We start from the raw sequence: 17,135 nt of genomic DNA on the forward strand, positions 1-17,135 counted from the left end.
GCTTTGTAGGAACGGACAATAACCGCGGAGTGTTTCGGTCGCGTTTCGGTCGTATCGCATCAGTACGCCGCCGCCGTAACAGATGTTCACTAGAGTTCGCACATTGTCACTCCGCAGGCTCCGCTCCTGCGGAGCACAATGGTCACTCCGCAGGCTCCGCTCCTGCGGCACACGATGGTCACTCCGCAGGCTCCGCTCCTGCGGCACACGAAGGCGGTGACGGATGGACCTGGGAACGATTGCCGACGTGGTGATTCCGCGCATGCGGTCCGATGTTCCTCCCGGCCGCGACGACAGTGCGGTCATCGCCGGTGGAACCTGGTTGATGTCGGAGAAACAGGACCATCTGACGCGTCTGGTCGACATCACCGGTCTGGGTTGGCCGCCGCTCGTGGTGGACGACGCCGGATTGACCGTCGCGGCGACCTGCACGATCGAGACACTGGCGACGGCGACCTTCGAACGGGACTGGCCGGCGACGGTGTTGTTCGAGCAGTGTGCGACAGCATTGCTCGCGTCGTTCAAGATCTGGAAGGTCGCCACCGTCGGCGGCAACATCTGTCTCTCTCTACCCGCGGGTGCGATGATCTCACTCGCGACGGCTCTGGACGGCGTCGCGACGGTCTGGGCCGACGACGGTTCCGAGTACACCGTCCCGGTGGTCGACTTGGTGACCGGGCCGCACGAGAACGCCCTGCGGGTGGGCGACGTGCTGCGCAGCGTTCGCTTCACCTCCGAGGCACTCTCCGCGACAACCGCGTTCCGGAAGATTGCTCTCTCTCCGCTCGGACGTTCCGCGGCGGTGGTCGTCGGGCGTCGCGATACCAACGAACAGTTCGTCGTCAGCGTGACGGCCGCGACGAGGCGCCCGTACGTACTCCGCTTTCCTGGGCTGCCGAGCCAGGACGAGCTGAGAGGAGCGCTCGCCGGGAGTATTCCCGACACTGCCTGGTACGGCGACCCCCACGGAGCGCCGGATTGGCGCCGACACATCACCATCGGCTCGGCTGCGGAGATTCTGGAGGAACTGACGTGCTAGTCGGCATCAACGGCACACCCACCGAATGTTCCCCTCGCCCAGGGCAATGCCTGCGCACTCTGCTGCGTGATCACGCGCATTTCGAGGTCAAGAAGGGGTGCGACGCCGGAGACTGCGGCGCCTGTTCGGTTCTCGTCGACGGAGAGCCGGTACATTCCTGCATCTTTCCGGCGTTTCGTGCCGTCGATCGGCAAGTGACCACGGTCGCGGGGCTGGGCACGCCCGAGGACCTGCATCCTGTCCAGCGACGATTCGTCGAGGCGGGAGGCTTCCAGTGCGGTTTCTGCACTGCGGGGATGGTGGTCACTGCGTCGACGCTCGACGATGAAACGGATCTGCCCCGCGACGATCTTGCGCAGAAGCTGAAGGGCAACCTGTGCCGCTGCACCGGGTATCGCAGTATCGCCGACGCGGTGCGCGGCGTGGTGAACACCGAGAAGGTCACCGACGGTCCGTCGTCGGGTCGGTCGCTGTCTGCTCCTGCGGCAACGCGAATCGTCACGGGAACCGAGGACTACACACTGGACATCAAGCCGGCCGGGCTCCTGCACGCCAGTGTTCTGGGCAGTCCGCATCCACACGCGAGAGTGGTGTCGATCGACACGTCGGTCGCCGAGGCACTACCCGGAGTCAGACTGGTCCTCACCTCCGCGGACAGCCCGGACCGGCTGTTCTCCACCGCCCGCCACGAACAACGGACGGACGACCCGGACGACACTCGCGTGATCGACACGGTGATGCGCTTCAAGGGGCAACGCGTCGCGGTGGTCGTCGGAGAGACCCTGGCCGATGCCGAAGCGGGATGCCGAGCGCTCGTGGTGGAGTACGAGGTACTGCCTGCGGTGTTCGATCCCGCAGCGGCGTCGCTTCCCGGGGCGCCGCTCGTACATGCGGACAAGGGCCAGGAGTCGCGGATCGCGGACCCGTCGCGCAATCTCGTTGCCGAATTGCACGGTGGCACCGGCGATGTGGACGCGGCCGTCGCCGATGCCGATGCCGTCGTCACCGGCCGATTCACCACACAGCGAATCCAGCACGTGCATCTCGAGACGCACGGCACGATCGGATGGATGGACGACTCCGGACGCCTGACGCTACGGACGAGCACTCAGGTTCCGTTTCTGGTGCGCAACGAGATCTGCGAGATCTTCGGTCTTCGCCCCGACCGCGTCCGGGTGTTCACCGCCCGCGTCGGCGGTGGGTTCGGAGGGAAGCAGGAGTTGCTGACCGAGGACATCGTTGCGCTCGCAGTGTTGAGAACGGGCTCGCCCGTCCAGTTCGAGTTCACCCGTGGCGACGAGTTCACCGTCTCACCGTGCCGTCACCCGTTCCAGGTCGACGTCACGGTGGCGGGCACCGCCGACGGCGTCCTGACCGCGCTGGCGGTGGATGTGGTGACCGACGCAGGGGCGTACGGAAACCACTCCCCCGGCGTCATGTTCCACGGGTGCGGAGAATCGGTCGCCGTCTACCGATGCGCCAACAAGCGGGTCGACGCGAAGTCCGTCTACACCAACAACATTCCGTCCGGCGCGTTCCGCGGGTACGGGCTGGGACAGGTGATCTTCGCGGTCGAGTCCGCGATCGACGATCTGGCACGCGACCTGGACATCGATCCCTTCGAGTTCCGACGCCGCAATGTCGTGGTGCCGGGTGATCCCCTCGTGGCCGCGCACGTCGAGGGAGACGATCTGATGTTCGGCAGCTACGGCCTCGACCAGTGTCTCGACCTGGCAGAGCGCGCGTTGAGGGAGGGCAACGGTGTCGGTGCTCCACCGGGATGGAAGGTCGGCGAGGGAATGGCGATCGCGATGATCGCAACCATCCCGCCGCGTGGGCACTTCGCGGAGGTCACCGTATCGCTCGGCCGCGACGGAACCTACGAGATCGGCATCGGCACAGCAGAGTTCGGCAACGGGACGACGACGGTGCACACGCAGATCGCCGCGACGGAACTCGCCACGTCCCCCGACCGGATCGTTGTCCGGCAGTCCGACACCGATTCCGCGACATACGACACGGGTGCCTTCGGTTCGGCCGGGACCGTCGTGGCGGGCAAAGCGCTCCTAGCAGCGGTCCTGCTCCTCTCCGAGCGCATTCGCGGTGTTGCCGCGTCGGCGTTCGGCGTCGCGCCGGAGGCATGCATCCTCGGGCCGGAGGGTGTGCACTGCGAGGATCGCTTCATGTCCCTGCCCGACGTCCTCGCCGACGCGGGCGGAACACTGACCGCGTCGGGTGACAGTGGCGGGGTCCCCCGATCGTTGGCGTTCAACGTTCACGCCTTCCGCGTCGCAGTCGAGGAGAGCACCGGCACCGTCCGAATCCTGCAGTCGATCCAGAGCGCCGACGCAGGCACCGTCATGAATCCTCAACAGTGCCGTGGCCAGGTCGAAGGCGGCGTGGCTCAGGGCATCGGTTCGGCGTTGTACGAGGAGATCCAGACCGACGGCGCGGGGACGGTCGTCACCGATTCCATTCGCAGCTACCACGTCCCGCAGTTCGCCGACATACCTCCGACCGAGGTGTACTTCGCCGACACCTACGACCAGCTCGGCCCGTTCGGCGCCAAGTCGATGAGCGAATCACCGTACAACCCGGTCGCCCCGGCGCTGGCGAATGCGATCAAGGACGCCATCGGATCACGGCTTCATGCCCTTCCGCTCTCCTCGGATCGGGTGTGGCGCTCACTCGACGGCTGAGAACGGGGCGACTGGAAGACCTTCCAGTTCTTCGTCAGACGCCAGTAGAGGTAGGACACGAGGCCGATGGGAATGGGCAGGAACCACGTCGCGAATCGGAACACCAGAACAGCCGCAACGAGTTCCGCCTGCTGACCGGTGGACAACCCGACCCCGAGCACGGCGATCAACGCGGCCTCGGCGACCCCGAGGCCACCCGGCGTCGGGGCAACGAACGCTGCGAGCGACATCGCTCCGAACGCCACGAAGATTCTGTCCCACCCGATGTCGTCGTGACCCAGACCGGCCATCCGAACCGACACACCGAGCACTGTCGCGCCGAGTACCTGCGTCAACACCATCGTGGCGGTCAGTGACCTCCAGGACGTCCGGACTTCGGCGAGCAGATCGGCACGGAAGATGGCGATCTGCTCTTCCATGTCCCGAGGTTGGATTCTGGTGATGCGCTCGGCCACGGCACCGCGCATCCGTGTGAGCAGCCGACCGAGGGCGCGAGCGAACCGATCGCTGCTCAGGATGCATCCGATCGATGCGCAGATGGCCGTCACGACCACGCACGCGCCGACGGCAATCCACACCACCGACCCGGACACCGAGCCGAACACGACGAGTACGACGAGCGCGATCGCCATGACTCCGTAGCGCGAAAGATTGGTCCACAACCCCACGGCGAGAATGGAGGTCGTGCTCGCGGCGAGCGTGAACCCCCACGATCGATACATCGCGAACGTCAATCCGGTTGCGACGGTGCCGCCTTCGGGCACAGTGTTGGCGAGCGCCGACGACGCGGTTCGTGCTACCCCGGCACGCGGCAGGTCGAGCCCCGGGAGAGTGTAGGTCATGGGCTTGAACATCGATGCGAGGTAGACGAGGCCGAGACCGGAGACGACGAGAACGTGGGTGAGGGAGATGGACCCGATGGCGTCGGACACTGAACCGGAGTTACCGACGGTCCGGTAGAGGAGCCACATCACCAGTCCGACCACCCCGTACGACAGGACGGCGGAGACAACCTTGCGCACTCCAGAACGCGTCATCGGTCGTAGAACGTCTGCAGAATGATGGTGCTGCGGGTACGAACGTTCGCGGTAGCTCGAATGTCTTGGAGCAGTTGTTCGAGTGCACGCGGCGACGAGGTTCGCACCAACAGGACGTAGCTTTCCTCACCGGCGACCGAGTGACACGACTCGATCGCGGTGATGTGCCGGAGGCGGGCAGGCGCATCGTCGGGCTGCGCCGGATCGATCGGGGTGATCGCAACGAACGCAGACAGCGGCCGGCCCAACGCTTCCGAGTCGACCTGTGCGGTGTAGCCGCGAATGACTCGTCTCGATTCCAGACGGCGTACACGCGATTGCACCGCCGACACCGACAGGCTTGCCTTGTCGGCCAGAGTCGCGAGGGTCGCGCGGCCGTCTGCGACGAGTTCGTCGATGATCAACCGGTCGATCCGGTCGAGATTTTCGCTCACCTGCGCAATGTAGCCCAGAACGCCCGGTTTCGGCGGACTGGACTACCGGAAATCCGCACCGGGAGCGGGCTAGGATGTGTCCGTGTCGTCCTGGCCGGAGCGTGCTCGTGAACTTGCCGATTCGGTACTGTTCCCTGCCGCCGACTCCGTCGACGCCGACGGTGAGATCCCCTCCAGCCATTTCGAAATCTTGGCGGCGGAGGGCTTCTACGGGCTCGCATCCGACCGCGGTGAACCGCTGGGGCCGGACGAGTTGCCGCTCGTCGTCGAAACCCTCTGCGCCGGTTGCCTGGCAACCACCTTCACCTGGATGCAGCACAACGGCGTCGTCATGTCGCTCTCCCACTCGAGCAACACGTCGTTGCGCACACGGTATCTCGACGGCGTGATCGATGGATCCGTCAAGGCGGGTGTTGCCTTCGCAGGCGCGATACCGCGGCCGCCCAAGCTGTATGCGCGCCGAACCGACACCGGCTACGTGTTGGACGGGCACGCGCCGTTCGTCACGGGATGGGGCATAGTCGACATCCTTCAGGTATCCGCGCGCGACGAGTTCGACGATTCCATCGTGCACCTCGTCATCCCGGCCACGAATGCGGCCGGTATCGAGGTCGAACGCCTGACGCTGATCGCCGTCGACGCGAGCAACACGGTCCGGCTGCTGTTCGACGGCGTCGAGGTGGACGATTCTCAGGTCGTGTCCGTCGTGACGGACGAGGAGTTCCAGTCCGGACAGATCTACGGGTCGTATCTGAACGGGTGCATGGCGATGGGTGTCGCACGTCGCGCCATCACTCAGATGGACGACATCGGAACCGATACCTCATCGTTTCGCCGCTCTCATTCCCAGCGTCGCGCTGCATTCGACGACGCCCTCGCCGGCACGTACGACATGTTCGCGGCGCGGGCGGAAGCGTCGGAACTGGCGATGCGGGCGGCGGCTGCGCTGGTGACCGCCACCGGTTCGGGAGCAATCGTCGGGCACGGCACGCCGGAGCGGCTGGTGCGGGAGGCTACGTTCACCCTCGTCGGCGCGGGACGGCCCCAGATCAAAGCCGAACTACTCCGGACCTTGCAAGGCGACCCCGCAGGCAGGAGCGGACGGTGGCCGTCAGACGAAGAGTGGCGGTAGAGCGAACACCATCACTGTCGACCAGGCGACGTGAGTCAGCATCGGCGCCAGGATGCCGCCGGAGGAGCGGCGCTGGAGCGCCAGGACGAACCCCAGGGTGATGGCGGCGAACGCGAGCATCGGGTTGCCGCTGGCGAGGGTGACGACCGTGTAGACGAGCGTCGAGATCAGAACCGGCTTGCGGCGTCCGATGGCGGCGAAGAGTGCGCCACGAAAGAAGATCTCCTCGGCCACACCGTTCAGGAGCGTGATGAACACGATCAGGCCCATCGACCCCATCGTGGCGTGCGCCAACACGTTGGCGACGAAGTCCGCGAGGGGCGGAATCTGGCGAACGACGAGACCGCCGACGACGAACACACCGCCGGCAGCGAGACCGATGAGAATCGGTGTGATGATCGGCCGACGCATCGAGCCGTTGAACGTGATTCGCCCGAGGTGCAACGGGCCGGAGACGAATCCGCCGATGATCCACGTAGCCGCCAGCGCGATCGTCAGCGGGTAGAAGGCGTTGTCCCCCGGGCTCACCGACAGCGACACACCGAGAAGAACTGCTCCGACGACGAGTGTGATGCCGACGACGATGCGTCGGCGAAGGAAAGCGCGATCGGACTGCCGGTGATCACGGTCGACCTTGTCCACGAGCGCGGACTTCATCACGTCGACCACCGTGGTCTGCCACGTCGCCATCAAGCCTCCTCGTCCCCGCCGTGTTCGTCGTTCGATCCCCCGCGCACGCGTCGTATCACCGATCTCGCGCGTTCCGAAACACCACCGACCACGTCGAGGTTGGTGCGCACCACCGCTGCCACCGGCCACGAGTAGAGCATCTTGCGTGCACCGAGGGCTTCGAGCAAGCTCCACGTCTCGTCGGAGGATGCTGCGACGCCGTAGCGGCGGATGCCGATTGCGTCGCCGCCACTCCAGACCGCGTCGGTGTGCGCGAGCCGGAGCGGATCCTTGGATGCACGAACTCCCGGCGGCTCACCGACGGTGCCGAGAACGCTGCGGCGCATCGCTTCGTCGATCGTGGTCCGCCCGCCCTCCTTCTCTCCGACGAGATCGACGATTCGACTTTCGGTCGCCGTCATCGTGTTGTGAAGGGAATGAACGAGGTCCTCGGCCAGAGCGTCGGGGACGGGGATGATCTTGCCGATCACGCGACCTGCGAGGCCGGTGGGGACGCCGGGAGCGGACACCCCGATCCGCGTCAGGCCGGCGGCGTCGACGTACGCGAACAGTAAGTCTCGGTAGGGCACGACGTCGGGCCCCCCGATGTCGTACGCACCCGCGGGCACCTCCTGCCTGGAGGCCAGCAGGTAGAACAGAACGTCGTCGACGGCGATGGGCTGCACGGGCCGGTTCAGCCAGCTCGGTAGCGGCAGCACCAGCAGTCGGTCGGCGAGATAGCGGAGCATTTCGTAGGACGTCGAGCCTGCGCCGAGGACGATGGCGGCCTTGAGCCACACCACCTCCACGCCGTCGACGTCGAGTGCTTCGCCGACGTCGGCGCGGCTGCCGAGATGCTCGGACAGCGCTTCACCTTCCGGAGCGAAACCACCGAGATAGACGATTCTCCTGACACCGGCCGCTGCCGCCGCTTCGGCGAACTGCCCCGCCGAGCGCAGGTCCTGGGCTCGGTAGTCCTCCTGGCCGATCGCGTGCACCAGGTAGTACGCGGTATCGATGTCTCCGGCAGCCTCGAACGCGTCGGCCAGCGAGCTCGTGTCGCCTGCATCGAGCGCCACCGTCTCCACCTCGTGTCGCCAGTCGAAGCGATCGAGGCTGTCCGGCCGACGTGACGCGGCCACGACGGTGTCGCCGTCGTCGAGCAACGCGGCGACCAGACGCGAACCGATGTAACCACTTGCCCCCGTCACGAGAACTCTCATGCTCGCCAAGGCTAACCGGCTCGCGAGAGTTGTGCCGAAGGTGTGCTCGGCGCCGCACTGCCGGGCGCGGTGTGCGTTGGTGGACAGAGGTGGTGTGGCATTGTTTGACACATGGCGTTGGTGCTCGCAGGCGTGCGGCTTCCCGATCCTGCCGGCGGCCTCGTCGCTGCGAGGATCGGACTCGACGTGGTGCGGTACGGGGTGCGGTGGACCCGGGACACTGCCGTCTTCGCACTGGGGCTTCCCGGCCGGATCGAGGCGCTTCTCGACGAGGTGACGGCACTGATGGCCCGAATCGACGCCGTCGTCGACGCTGCCGAGCTTGTCGTCGCCGAGGCCGCGACGACCACCCGTTCGGCGGAAGGTGTGGTCGACTCTGCGTCCAAGGCGTCGGTGACGGCACTGCAGCTGGTCGAACTGTTCGACCCGATAGCGCAGCGCTCCGCGCCGTTCGCGAAGAAGTTCGTCGACCACCTCGACGAGAACGAAGTCGATGCGGCCATCGCCATGGTCGACCAACTCCCCGGGCTCGTCGAGCACATGGAAGCCGTCATACCCATCCTGGCAACCCTCGATTCCGTCGCACCGGAGATCCACGAATTGCTCGGCGTGACAAAGGATGTCCGTCGCGCAGTGATCGGGATACCCGGGTTCAAGTTCTTCCGCAACCGAGGCCAGGATCGACTCGACGAAGAGGAAGGCCGCGACTGATCGTCCGCGGCCCTCCTCGACTCGATCACTCCGGGACTACTTGACGAACGCGAACTCGTCACCACCGTGGTACTTCGCGAGGGTCTCGGAGATGGAGCGCCTGGACGGCGGGTGAAACGCGTAGGCCTGCAACGCAGCTGCGAGGTACCCGATGTCGGGCGAGGTGATGAATCCGATTCCGCCGAGGGACTCCATCGCCGTCGAACTCGCCCGAACCAGCGCATCCCGAATAGCTATGCGGCAGAACAGCAGTCGCGCGGAGATGTCCTGGCCTCGCTCACCGTCGTCGACGGCACGTGCCACGCTCTCGATCGCCGCGATGCTGTTCTCGATCTCCGCCGCGGCTCGGGTGTAACCCTCGTAGTCACCCTTGTCCTGCGCAAGCATCTTCTCCAACAGCATCGTCGCCGCCCCGAGGTAGTTGGCGCTGATCAACATCCCGAACCACAGGTACCCGGTCATCTCGTGGACACCGTCCGGGTCGTCGTCGCTGTTGAGCAGCACCAGATCCGCCGGTACCTCGACATCGCGGAGAACGACCTCGTCGCTCTGCGAGCCTTCGAGGAACGGTGTCTCCCAGAACTTCGTGACGGACACTCCGTCGAGCGACGCGGGGATCAAGGCAACTGCGCGTTCGCCGTCCTTCGCGCCGACACCTTCGACCTCGACGCTGGCCGTCAACAGATCCATCGAACCGGACAGGCTGCAGGGCTTCTTGCTTCCGTTGATCACGTACACGTCGCCCACCCGCTTCGCCTTCATCGTGGGAATGAAGACGCTGCCCCCCGGGGTGCCTTCCGAGAACCCCGACGCGATCACGGCCTTCTGCTCGATGAGCGATTTCATCAGCGCACGATCTTCTTCGCTGGCTCCCTTGGCGAACTCGTTGAGCGACGCGATCGACAGATGGTGCATGGTCGTCGCCGCTCCGAGCGACGGAGATCTCGATCCGATCGCCCGCTGTGCGCGCACGGCGTCGAGCGCGGAGGCGCCGCTGCCGCCCAGCTCCGTGGGAACGATGAGCGAGGTGCCGCCGAACTCCTTGAATTTGGCGATTGCTTCGCCGTCCCTGCTTTCGAGGTCTTTCAGTGGCGTGCGGTCCAGATAATCCAGTAAACCCGGAATGTATTGTTCCAGAATTTCGCGTTCTCGAACCATCAATGCAGTCATGACTCTCCCTAACAATTTGAAATTCGCATGGCAGACAAAGGGAATCGAATTCGCAACCTCGTGCTCACTACCCACCGTTCTACCAGGCAAAACATCCAAGAGTAGGTAAACTTCCCCCCTTTTCGAAACTGGGCGATGAGTTTGTTATGGCCTCCCACCTGGAGTAATAAAAATTTGTTTGATTCGAACCAATCCTGCCCATCCCATGGAGCCGAATCACTTCTCGAATTCGCGACCATCGTTCGACGACCGACTCCAAACCCACCCTGTGTCAGGAGAACCTGCAGCGATGACCGTCAACCGATTGATCAAACGACTCGACGGCGACGACCGAGTCGACCTCCTCCGCGCCGTGCGCGAATCCGACGTGAGCCCGTACTTCCGCGTCATGGAGTCCGCCACCGCGCCCATCGTCCAGGTGGAAGGCAAGGACAAGATCATGCTGGGCTCCAACAACTACCTGGGGCTCGCCGACCATCCGGACATCACGCAGGGCGCGCAGGACGCACTCGACACCTTCGGCTCGGCCATCACCGGCAGCCGACTGCTCAACGGCACCATGGACATACACCTCGAGCTCGAGAACGAGATCAAGGAATGGCACGGCACCGAGGACGCAATGGTGTTCACCACCGGTTACCAGACGAACCTCGGGACCATCGCCGCCGTCGTGGGCAAGGGCGACGTGATCGTGGTCGACTCCGCCGCACATGCGTCCATCCGCGATGGAAGCCAATTGTCCGGAGCAACCATCCGCAAGTTCGCTCACAACGACATGGCCGACCTCGAACTCCAACTGCAGGGACCCGTCGTCGGCGACGGCGCCGTCCTGGTCATCGTCGACGGCCTGTACTCGATGGAAGGTGACCTGGCGCCTCTGGACCAGGTGACCGCTCTGTGCACGAAGTACGGTGCCGCGTTGATGGTCGACGAGGCCCACAGCCTCGGTATCTACGGCGAAAGTCTCACCGGCGCTGCGGAATTGTTCGGCACCGCAGGCGACACCGATATCAGAATGGCATCTCTGTCCAAGAGCCCCAGCTCCACCGGGGGCTTCATCGCAGGATCCCACGATCTCCTCGACAGTCTTCGTATACACGCGAGAGCATTCCTGTTCACGACATCGGGTGTGCCCGCCGCAGTCGGCGCGTCCCTCGCGTCGATCAAGCTGATCAGGAGCGAGGAAGGACGTCAGCGAGCGCGTCGAGTGTTGGAACACGCCGAAGCCTTGCGCAGTGGACTCGCTGCCGAAGGACTCGACGTCGGCGCCAGGTCCCCGATACCGGGAGGAGACACCGCGTCACCGATCGTCTCGCTGCACATCGGGGACGACCTGTCCGCCATGAATCTCTGGCGCCAACTGTTCGACAAGGGAGTATTCACCTCGGCGGCCCTGCATCCTGCCGTTCCCCGCAACGGTGCGCTGCTCCGACTCTGCGTGATGGCCTCCCACACCGACGAACAGATCCGAACCGCCATCGCCACCATCGCGGAGACGGTCGCGGAGTTGCCCTCGTGACCCTTCGCATTGCCGTCACGGGCGCAACGAGCGATTTCGCCGCGGCAATCCTGCCTGCCCTGCTCGCCGACGACGACGTCGACTCCGTCGTCGGGATCGCTCGGCGTCCGCTCCGCATGCAGCATCCCAAACTCGAATCGGTACGTGCCGACATAAGGTCACCCCGACTCGAAGAGATTCTTCGAGGCAGCGACGTCGTCATCCATCTGGCCTTCGTCGTCGAAGAATTACGCGACAAGACCGAGACACACGACATCAACCAACGCGGCTCACGGAACGTTCTCGATTCCGCGTACGCCGCAGGGGTGGGCAGGCTCGTGATCGCCTCGAGTATCAATGCGTACGGTGCGGACATTCACGACGAGCCCCTCGACGAAAGTCACTACCCCGCCGGCGATCCCGACAGGTACTACTTTCACGACAAGGCGGAGGTGGAGCACTACGCGGAGTGGTGGCTCCGCCGCCACCCCGGCGAGATGGCGGTATCCATGTTGCGACCGACGTACATCATCGGTCCGGACTTCGCCAACGACGGCATCGATCAATTCACCGGCCGGGTCGGTGCGTTCCCACAGGCGGACCGGGCCAGCTACCAGTTCCTGCACCAGAACGACCTCGCCGACGCCTTCCACCGCGCCGCCAAGCAGGACCTGATCGGCCCCTACAACGTCGGTCCCCGCGACTGGACGCCGGTCCGCGAACTCGCACGTATGCAGGGCCAGATCCTGTTCGACGTACCCGAGAAACCCGCCGTGGCGGCCGCGAATCTTGCGTTCCGACTCGGACTCACCCCGTTCTCCGGCCAGTGGGTCACTGCGGGCGAGCCCGTCGTCGACTCCACTGCGTTGAGCGAGAAGACCGGCTGGACACCCACTCTCACCTCGCACGAGTGCGCCGCCGTCATGGTTCTGCTGCAGGGCAAGCCGATTCTCGGCGCCGAGCATGCGCTGACAAGCCACGACGCCTGCGAGGCCGCACTGGAACCGGCGTCGAGGTTCGTCGGAACCGTGGGCGGTGAGCACGTGTCGATCACGACACCATCGGGTCGGCTTCACGTCGAACTGCACCGAAGCTCGGCCCAGGGTCCGACGGTTGTCGTGCCCGTGCGCCCTGGACTGCATGCCCGCTACCTCACACCCGTAGGCCAGGAACTGGCGCACGCCGGCGTCACGACCATCCTGCTCGACCTACCGGGTCACGGGCTCAGCACGGGGCCGCGAGGACGCGTCACTGCTGCGGAATTCGACGACGCCGTCGCCGATGCAGCCGACTACGCGCGACTGACCTTCGGATCGGCCGTCACCGTCGTCGACATCGGCGATCACGCGCCCCCGCCGAAGCAGACGTTGCGCGGACTCCGGCGGCACCACCCCGTCAATCCGGCCGATGGACTACTTCCCCGTCGTGTCCGCGCGCACACACTCCGGGGGCGTACCAAGACCAGGACGACCACCGCGACATCCGTCGCCGAGGTCATCGATCTCGTCGGTGGAGCAGCCGAACCCACCAGCTCACGCGCCCACTCGTCGGCGCGGTAGATCCGGCGGCTCCGCTCGCCTTCCGCGACGACAGTGCCTCGCGTGCATCGGCGTCCGCGGCTGCGCGGTTCTGCTTCCACTGCGCCACCCAGTCCTCGACGTCGACCGGGCCGATCGGCACCAGAGGCGGCGACGGCATCCGGATCCACGCCACGACACGCGCATTGAGGTCCTGCAACGCTTCTCGAACCGACGACTCCTGACGCAGCTCGATCAACGTGACCGGAAGTTTCTCGATCTCCTTGCGTAACTGCAGAGACTCGGGCAGCAACGCGTCCGTCGACAGGTTCTCCCGCTTCAAGAACCCTTTCACCCACCACAGATCGTCGTGAGCCGAACTGGGCAACGGCTTACCCGCCCCCTCGAGATTCTCGAACTCGCCCCGCTCCTGCGCCTCGCGAATCTGCCGGTCCACGAAGGACTCGAACGTCACCCCTGGCTTCTTCCGTTCCACCACTGCTGCACCGCCGTTCCACCGCTGGACATCCTCACTGCCGGAAACGCCCGTATTCCGCTAGGGTACTCACGTCGATCCAGGCCGGCGCCGTCGTCGACCTCAGGGGGATCGTTCACTTCGGACCACGGGGAGTCTCATGAAGTTCGCTCGACTTGCACGAACAACGGTGACAGCTGTCATCGCCGTCTCGGCGCTGGCTGTCGCCACGGGCACTGCCCACGCAGAGCCTGCACCACTGGTGACGGGCACCGACCAGGGCATCGCCTACAGCACCACCACCACCGAGGACGGCAAAGCCGTGACGACGATCCTCGACACCGGATCCTTCCGACTCGACGCGACCTCGGAGACCGTCGAGGTCCTCGACGCCGCCGGCACGTCCGTCGCGACGATCCCCCTCGCCTACCGCGTCGGCGACCAGGAGTTCTCCATCGCGCCTCTCATCGGCGTCGACGACCGTGAACTGACCCTCACGCCCGAGACCGATCCGGCGTTCGCCACCCCGGTGGCGCGCTCGGTCCTGCCTGTCACCGACGTGAACTCGCAGGGGCGCTTCCTCGACGAGCTGAACAAGGCATCGTTCGGCGCCGGAGTCAGTGCCGCCATCGGTGCCGGAATCGGTCTGGTCATCGGTTGCGTCGTCGGGGTGTTCGTCGGGTGCATCCCCGGTGTCCTCATCGGTGCCGCCGCAGGTGGAGTGATCGGCCTGATCAACACCGGAGGTTACCCTCTGCAGTCGGCCGCGTTCGACTACTTCACCGGCAGGCCCTGAGCCGCGACCGATACACCGATTCGACAACCGAAGGGCCCCACAGGACTTGAAGTCCGTGGGGCCCTTCGTCGTGTGTCAGCTGATCGACTCGGGGTGCGCCACTCCGTTCGAGGTGGCCGCGTCCTCGTCCTGGTTGTCACTGCTTGCCAGGTTGTCGCTACCTGCCAGTTTGTTCTTGCCGTCGAGGTTGTTGAGCAGACCGGTGACGTTGACGCCCGAGCTTTCCAACGTCTCGATGACGCCCGCGATGACCTGCGGGCTGATGCCGAGCAGTGAACCGATGGATCCCTTCGCGCCGTCGGCGCCGCCGATGATCGAGATGCGGTCGATGTCGCCCACCGGCTTCGCCGCTGCCGCCGTCGCCTCGACGAGAGCAGCCAGCACGTCGGGGAGCGTGAGCAACCGAGCAGCCTGCGGCGTGTAGGAATTGAGCGCCTCGGCGATCTGACGCTTGCCAGCCGCTTCCGCTTCCAGCTTGGCCCGCAGACCGTCGGCCTCTGCTTGCTGCTCGGCGCGCAGCGCATCCGCTGCGACCTTGCGACCTTCCGCCTCTGCTTCCAGTTTCGCCCGCAGACCGTCGGCGTCGGCTTGCTGCTCCGAACGCACGGCATCTGCGACGAGTTTGCGCGAGTCCGCTTGTGCCGCTCCTGACTGACGCGCCGATTCGGCCTGCGCTTCCGCGCGGAGAATTGCGGCTCGCCGCTCACCTTCGGCCCGCGCGATCGCGGCCTGGCGTTCGGCTTCGGCGGGGGCGATGACGTCCGCCTGCAGTGCTGCTTCCGATTGCTGCGAGCGACGACGTTCCACTTCGGTGCGCGCCTCGACCCGGGCGGCTTCGGCTTGCTCCCGCGCAATGCCGACGGCTTTCGCCGCGGTGGCCTGGGCAAGTGGTCCCGCCTGGTCCGCCTCGGCGTTCTCCGCTTCGGTCTGCGCACGGAGGCGTGCCAACTCGACGTCACGACGCTGATTCGCGGTCGCGATGGCCGTGTCCGCCTCGGCCTGCGCCACCGAACCTTCCTGGCGTGCCTTGGCCGAACGAATCTGAGCGTCGCGCTCGGCATCCGCGGTTCCGACCGCTGCGTCACGCTTGACCTCGGCGATTCGACGTTGTCCGAGAGATTCGAGATAGCCGTTCTTGTCGGAGATCCCGGCGATCTTGATGACGTCGACTTCCATGCCGATGCGCGCGAGGTCGTTCCCTGCCTCGTCGATGACGCTGCGCGCCAACGTGTCGCGGTTGGAGTTCAGGTCCTCGACGGTCATCGTCGCGGTGATCCCTCGTAGGCTACCGGCGAGGATGTCGTTGATCTGACGCTGCAGTTCCGTCAGGTCGGACGTCAGGAAGCGTTGCACCGCAGTCTGAACCGCTTCGTCGGCCGAGCCGATACGCACCAGGCCCACTGCTTCGACGTTGACCGGGACACCGTCGTTGGACAGTGCGTTCTGCAGGTTGATGCTGATGTTGAACGGTTCGAGGGACATGATGTCCACTCGTTCGATGCCCGGCACCTTGAATCGGGCACCACCGCGCACCACCTTGGGCTTGCCTCGACCGGTGAACACCGCGACCTCGTTGGGCGGAACCTTGATGTAGTTCTTGACGTACACCGTCGGCAGCACGACGAAGACGATCAGCGCGACGATCGCCGCGATCACGATTGTTGTCAGCATGTATCAGTACCCCTCACGAACTCTGCTTGTAGTCGAAAGCCCCCACCGTGCAGGTCTTTCCGATCATCGACCGCCCACGACGTCGTCGACGGCAACGACGTGGAGGTAGGTGTCGTCCACATCGGCGATGTAGACGGTGACGCCTCGCGGGAGTGCGACCTTGCCCGAACTGACAGCCCGTGCGCCGACGCGATTGCCTTCACCGTCCGCGAACGACACCTCGCCCCATCCGTCCGCCGTGACGTCCAGCGTGACGGTGCCGAGCAGCCCGATGTACGATGCTCGCCCGATGTGCGAATTGTCCTGCTGCCGAAGCATGTACGGAATCAATAGCCCTCGCGTCACGATCACGAGACCCGCCGCCACCGCGATGCCGACGAGCACTGCAATCGGGTCGGGCAGTTCGGTGAGCGCCGAGATCCATCCGGCCGCGCCGAAACCGAACAGCGCCGTCGCGATCGTCGTCAGCGACAGGAACGGCACACCGTCGCCGTGACTGTCACCGAGATCCGAGACCTCGCCGACGGTGAACGTTCCCGCCAGCCCGACGACGCCCACGACGAAACACACGATGAACACGGTCAACAATTGAAGAACTCCACTCCCCGAGTCGGTCCAACGAATAGTAAAGGGAATCCGGCCGTAACGGGGGAATCGGTCTCGTATCGTGATCTGACGGCGGCGGGTGGCCCCACATGGATACAACACCGCCGTGTGTTCACAATCGTCATGACGGTTGCGAACACACGGCGGTGTTGTGAGAAGAACGGGCAGCGGCCGACGTGGCCTCGGTGAGTGGTCAGCCGTACTCGGCGACGAGACGATCGAACTCGTCGCGGTCCACCAGCTGGGGCTCACCGATGGCGAAGGCCTGCGCGTACTTGCTGGCCAAGTGGTAATCCCGGCCGAGTGGGCCCCGCTCACCGTCCTCGTCGTCGCGCTGAATGCTGGAACCCGGCGGTACTTCGTTCTGCAAGCCGTTCGTCTTCTCACCGAGACGAGCGTCGAGCTTTGCGGAAATCTTCTGCATGATCTCTTGGTCGTCGGTCATCGGTACCCCGTAC

General features: G+C 65.2%; 16 protein-coding genes. 7 read left to right on the forward strand and 9 right to left on the reverse strand.

The annotated features are described in order from the left end of the window. Positions 1–223 precede the first annotated feature (223 nt). Together BH95_RS08320 and BH95_RS08325 are read left to right on the forward strand one after the other, a co-directional pair. A complete protein-coding gene (locus BH95_RS08320; RefSeq protein WP_020112152.1) occupies positions 224–1,039 on the forward strand; it encodes an FAD binding domain-containing protein in 816 nt (271 codons plus the stop codon). Further along, positions 1,033–3,738 carry a molybdopterin-dependent oxidoreductase gene (locus BH95_RS08325; RefSeq protein WP_027498878.1) on the forward strand — a complete coding sequence of 902 codons (2,706 nt, stop codon included), beginning with the start codon at positions 1,033–1,035 and terminating at the stop codon, positions 3,736–3,738. Before BH95_RS08320 ends, BH95_RS08325 begins: the two co-directional genes overlap by 7 nt. On the opposite strand, the gene BH95_RS08330 is transcribed toward BH95_RS08325, so the two are convergent. Beyond that, positions 3,687–4,775, reverse strand: a complete 1,089-nt coding sequence (locus BH95_RS08330) for a lysylphosphatidylglycerol synthase transmembrane domain-containing protein (RefSeq protein WP_019666173.1) — start codon at positions 4,773–4,775, stop codon at positions 3,687–3,689. The genes BH95_RS08325 and BH95_RS08330 overlap by 52 nt on opposite strands. Further along, positions 4,772–5,209: an Lrp/AsnC family transcriptional regulator gene (locus tag BH95_RS08335; protein ID WP_019666174.1), complete on the reverse strand. Its 438-nt coding sequence runs from the start codon at positions 5,207–5,209 to the stop codon at positions 4,772–4,774. The genes BH95_RS08330 and BH95_RS08335 overlap by 4 nt, the downstream gene beginning before the upstream one ends. Before the next feature lie 76 nt (positions 5,210–5,285). On the opposite strand from BH95_RS08335, the gene BH95_RS08340 reads away from it, so the two are divergent. Next, positions 5,286–6,341, forward strand: a complete 1,056-nt coding sequence (locus BH95_RS08340) for an acyl-CoA dehydrogenase family protein (RefSeq protein ID WP_033190507.1) — start codon at positions 5,286–5,288, stop codon at positions 6,339–6,341. Here BH95_RS08340 and BH95_RS08345 read toward each other — a convergent pair. Together BH95_RS08345 and BH95_RS08350 are read right to left on the reverse strand one after the other, a co-directional pair. Continuing rightward, a complete protein-coding gene (locus BH95_RS08345; protein WP_019666176.1) occupies positions 6,321–7,031 on the reverse strand; it encodes a CPBP family intramembrane glutamic endopeptidase in 711 nt (236 codons plus the stop codon). The genes BH95_RS08340 and BH95_RS08345 overlap by 21 nt on opposite strands. Then, positions 7,031–8,233: an NAD(P)H-binding protein gene (locus BH95_RS08350; protein WP_019666177.1), complete on the reverse strand. Its 1,203-nt coding sequence runs from the start codon at positions 8,231–8,233 to the stop codon at positions 7,031–7,033. Before BH95_RS08350 ends, BH95_RS08345 begins: the two co-directional genes overlap by 1 nt. 111 nt (positions 8,234–8,344) lie before the next feature. Between BH95_RS08350 and BH95_RS08355 the strand changes: the two genes are divergently transcribed. Then, on the forward strand, positions 8,345–8,944 hold the full coding sequence (locus BH95_RS08355; RefSeq protein WP_019666178.1) for a hypothetical protein: 600 nt from the start codon (positions 8,345–8,347) through the stop codon (positions 8,942–8,944). 36 nt (positions 8,945–8,980) lie between these two features. Here BH95_RS08355 and BH95_RS08360 read toward each other — a convergent pair whose 3' ends face one another. Next, complete coding sequence (locus BH95_RS08360; protein WP_020112157.1) at positions 8,981–10,114, reverse strand: acyl-CoA dehydrogenase family protein; 1,134 nt, start codon at positions 10,112–10,114, stop codon at positions 8,981–8,983. A 289-nt stretch (positions 10,115–10,403) separates the two neighbouring features. Between BH95_RS08360 and BH95_RS08365 the strand changes: the two genes are divergently transcribed. Next, complete coding sequence (locus BH95_RS08365; RefSeq protein WP_170947476.1) at positions 10,404–11,633, forward strand: aminotransferase class I/II-fold pyridoxal phosphate-dependent enzyme; 1,230 nt, start codon at positions 10,404–10,406, stop codon at positions 11,631–11,633. Continuing rightward, positions 11,630–13,171 carry an NAD-dependent epimerase/dehydratase family protein gene (locus tag BH95_RS08370; protein ID WP_037181551.1) on the forward strand — a complete coding sequence of 514 codons (1,542 nt, stop codon included), beginning with the start codon at positions 11,630–11,632 and terminating at the stop codon, positions 13,169–13,171. The genes BH95_RS08365 and BH95_RS08370 overlap by 4 nt, the downstream gene beginning before the upstream one ends. Here the strand turns inward: BH95_RS08370 and BH95_RS08375 are convergent. Then, on the reverse strand, positions 13,107–13,604 hold the full coding sequence (locus BH95_RS08375; RefSeq protein ID WP_020112159.1) for a J-domain-containing protein: 498 nt from the start codon (positions 13,602–13,604) through the stop codon (positions 13,107–13,109). The two genes, BH95_RS08370 and BH95_RS08375, sit on opposite strands and share 65 nt — an antisense overlap. Positions 13,605–13,764: 160 nt before the next feature. On the opposite strand from BH95_RS08375, the gene BH95_RS08380 reads away from it, so the two are divergent. Further along, the gene (locus BH95_RS08380; protein WP_033190504.1) at positions 13,765–14,400 is read left to right on the forward strand and encodes a hypothetical protein; all 636 of its coding nucleotides are present in this window, start codon (positions 13,765–13,767) and stop codon (positions 14,398–14,400) included. A 75-nt stretch (positions 14,401–14,475) separates the two neighbouring features. On the opposite strand, the gene BH95_RS08385 is transcribed toward BH95_RS08380, so the two are convergent. From BH95_RS08385 to BH95_RS08395, 3 genes are all read right to left on the reverse strand, one after another. Further along, positions 14,476–16,071 (reverse strand): flotillin family protein, encoded by a 1,596-nt coding sequence (locus tag BH95_RS08385; protein ID WP_037181553.1) that lies wholly within the window; start codon positions 16,069–16,071, stop codon positions 14,476–14,478. Positions 16,072–16,134: 63 nt separating this feature from the next. Further along, a complete protein-coding gene (locus BH95_RS08390) occupies positions 16,135–16,641 on the reverse strand; it encodes an NfeD family protein (RefSeq protein ID WP_371828308.1) in 507 nt (168 codons plus the stop codon). A 229-nt stretch (positions 16,642–16,870) separates the two neighbouring features. Then, complete coding sequence (locus tag BH95_RS08395; RefSeq protein WP_019666186.1) at positions 16,871–17,122, reverse strand: hypothetical protein; 252 nt, start codon at positions 17,120–17,122, stop codon at positions 16,871–16,873. Between the last annotated feature and the right edge of the window lie 13 nt (positions 17,123–17,135).

Origin of the sequence: Rhodococcoides fascians A44A (assembly GCF_000760735.1) — a bacterium.
In the GTDB taxonomy this organism is placed as follows: domain Bacteria; phylum Actinomycetota; class Actinomycetes; order Mycobacteriales; family Mycobacteriaceae; genus Rhodococcoides; species Rhodococcoides fascians_E.